Origin of the sequence: uncultured Enorma sp. (assembly GCA_905210055.1) — a bacterium.
GTDB lineage: Bacteria > Actinomycetota > Coriobacteriia > Coriobacteriales > Coriobacteriaceae > Enorma.
Genome location: CAJLVH010000192.1, coordinates 1 through 2,618, shown reverse-complemented (window position 1 = coordinate 2,618; position 2,618 = coordinate 1). Strand labels below are relative to the sequence as shown.

2 protein-coding genes and 1 pseudogene are annotated in these 2,618 nt (G+C 65.9%); all 3 read right to left on the bottom strand.

From position 1 onward, the window contains the following. A partial coding sequence (locus QZ079_RS09035; RefSeq protein WP_297037518.1) for a dihydroorotate dehydrogenase electron transfer subunit occupies positions 1-616 on the bottom strand: 616 nt, incomplete at its 3' end. 149 nt (positions 617-765) lie between these two features. Further along, a complete protein-coding gene (locus tag QZ079_RS09030) occupies positions 766-2,055 on the bottom strand; it encodes a dihydroorotase (RefSeq protein ID WP_297037517.1) in 1,290 nt (429 codons plus the stop codon). Continuing rightward, positions 2,039-2,618, bottom strand: a pseudogene (locus tag QZ079_RS09025) (aspartate carbamoyltransferase); the annotation flags it as partial. The pseudogene QZ079_RS09025 and the gene QZ079_RS09030, both read right to left, overlap by 17 nt.

The following is a 2,618-nucleotide window of genomic DNA, read 5'->3' as shown; positions in this document are numbered from 1 at the left end:
TCATGGGCTCAGGGCCGCAGGTCGCGACGTAGCCGTAACCATTCTCGCGAAGGAGCTCGGTCGCGGGGTCGGTGCAGAAGCCATGGTAGCCGGCCGAACCATCGTCTGTGCACACGCGCACCTCGTTCGCGCCCGCCGCGCGGAACTCATCCTCGCCAACGAGCGCCGCTGCCGTCGCGGCTCCCATGCATACATCGAACGGGATGCCGCGCTCTGCAAGCTCACGAGCGAGGCAGAGCACCGGCGGCACGCCGATTCCGCCTGCGACGAGGAGCGCACGTTCGCAGTCCTCGGGGATCGTCCACCCCTTGCCGCCCGGCCCGAGCAGATCCGAGGTTTCTCCCGGCTTCATGCGCGAGAGGCGCTCGGTCCCCTCGCCCACCACGGCATACCAGATATCGACCGTGCCAGCGGCGGCATCGGCATACGCGAAGCTCAACGGAATACGCAGTAGGCTCATGGCGTTGCCCGGCACCGCGATGTTCACGAACTGGCCGGGACGAAGTGCCGAGGCGAGCTTCGGCGCACGGATGGTGAGCGCAAAGATGCCCTGGGCGATGGGCTCGTTCGACACGACCTCGAAATCGTGCATACGAGCCGGTGAAGGTGTTGGCATAGATCCTCCTCATTCCACCGATGCAAGATGATGCGGGGAAACTCCCGATATCCCTCAGGCGCGCGAGCGCGGCTTTCACCATTATTGCGCAAACGGGTGCCAATCGATACGCTCGACCAGCACCCGCTTAGATTATCTCACGGAATCAACTAGCACACGACGCCATCTACGAGCGCGCGCTTGCCGCCCACGAAGACATCGGTCGCGCGACCGGTGAGCTCCATGCCCTCGAACGCGCAGTTGTCCGCCTTGGACTCATAGCCCTCGGCACCGACCGTCCAGGTGGCAGCCGGATCGAAGACCGTGATGTCGGCAACGGAGCCGGGGGCGATGGAAGCAACCTCGACGCCGAGGATACGACGCGGGGCGACGCTCATGAGCTCGACCATACGGCCGTAGTCGATCGTGCCGGCGGCGACGAGCTTCGTGAGCACGAGCGCAAGGGCGCACTCGATGCCCGTGGTGCCAAACGGCGCGAGCTCGAACTCACGCGACTTCTCCCACGCAGCATGCGGGGCGTGATCCGTGGCGATGGCGTCCACGGTACCATCGGCCACGCCGGCGATGAGCGCCTCCGCATCCGCGGCGGTGCGGAGCGGCGGGTTCATCTTAAGGCGCGTGTCGTATGTGCCATCGAGCGCATCCTCGGTAAGGAAGAGGTGGTGCGGCGTGGCCTCGCAGGTCACGGGCAGGCCCTCCGCCTTGGCAGCGCGCACGAGGTCGAGGCCGCGCGCGGTGGAGATATGCTGGATGTGGAGCTTCGCACCGGTGAGTCGGGCAAGCGCGATGTCGCGGGCGATCTGAATCTCCTCGCCCTCCGCAGGCCAGCCGAGCAGGCCAAGGCGCGTGGAGACGACTCCCTCGTTCACCTGGCCGTCACCCACGAGGTCCTCGTCCTGGCAGTGCGACAGGAAGGTCTTGTCGAACATCTTGCCGTAGTCCATGCAGCGGCGCATCATGCCCGCACCCTGCACGCCGCGGCCATCATCGGTGAAGGCGACGGCGCCGTGGGCGACCATGTCGCCCATCTCGGCAATGATCTCGCCCTTGAGCCCCTTCGAGCAGGCGCCCGCCGGGTACACGCGGCAGTGGCCCTCGCGCTCGGCGACAGACTTCACGTACTCGATGACCGTGCCGTTGTCCGTCACGGGGTCGGTGTTCGGCATGGAGCACACACCCGTGAAACCGCCCTTCGCGGCGGCGCGGGTCTCGCTCTCGATGGTGCCCTTGTGCTCGTAGCCAGGCTCGCGCAGGTGAACGTGCATGTCAACGAGGCCGGGAACGAGTATCTTGCCGGAGAGGTCGACAACCTCGCAGCCATCGGCGGCAAGACCCTCGCCGACCTCGACGATGCGCTCGCCGTCGATCTTCACATCACGGATGCCGTCGATGCCGCACTGCGGGTCGACGACGTGAGCATTCTTAAGCAGAAAGGCCATTATCGGCACCTCCAAGCAACAGGTACAGGGCCGCCATGCGCACGCAGATGCCCGCGTACACCTGGTCGAGGATCACAGAGCGCTCCGGATGGTCCGCCATGTAGGAGTCGAACTCGACGCCGCGGTTGATGGGACCGGGATGGCAGATGATCGCATCGGGCTTCATAAGGTGCTCGCGCGCCTTGGTGAGGCCGAAGAGTTGATGGTACTCGCGCAGGCTCGGGAAGGGCGCACCCTCCAGGCGCTCACGCTGGATGCGCAACATGTAGACCACGTCGAGCTCGGGCAGGACGTCATCGAGGCAGTAGCTCACATGATCGGCGCCGAGTACCTCGGGAGCAGCGGGGATGAGCGTGCCGGGAGCGACGACCGTGACCTCGGCGCCCATGATCTTGAGAGCAGGAATGAGCGAGCCGCACACGCGCGAATGCGCGATGTCGCCCACGATGCCGACCTTCAGCCCCTCGAAGCTACCCTTGCGCTCCCAGATGGAATAGAGGTCGAGCAGGGTCTGCGTGGGGTGGCCGTGCTTGCCGTCGCCGGCGTCGATGACGACGGCGGGG

Coding starts and splice junctions, on each gene's coding strand:
- QZ079_RS09030 (WP_297037517.1), bottom strand. CDS start 2,055: ATGGCCTTTCTGCTTAAGAATGCTCACGTCGTCGACCCGCAGTGCGGC.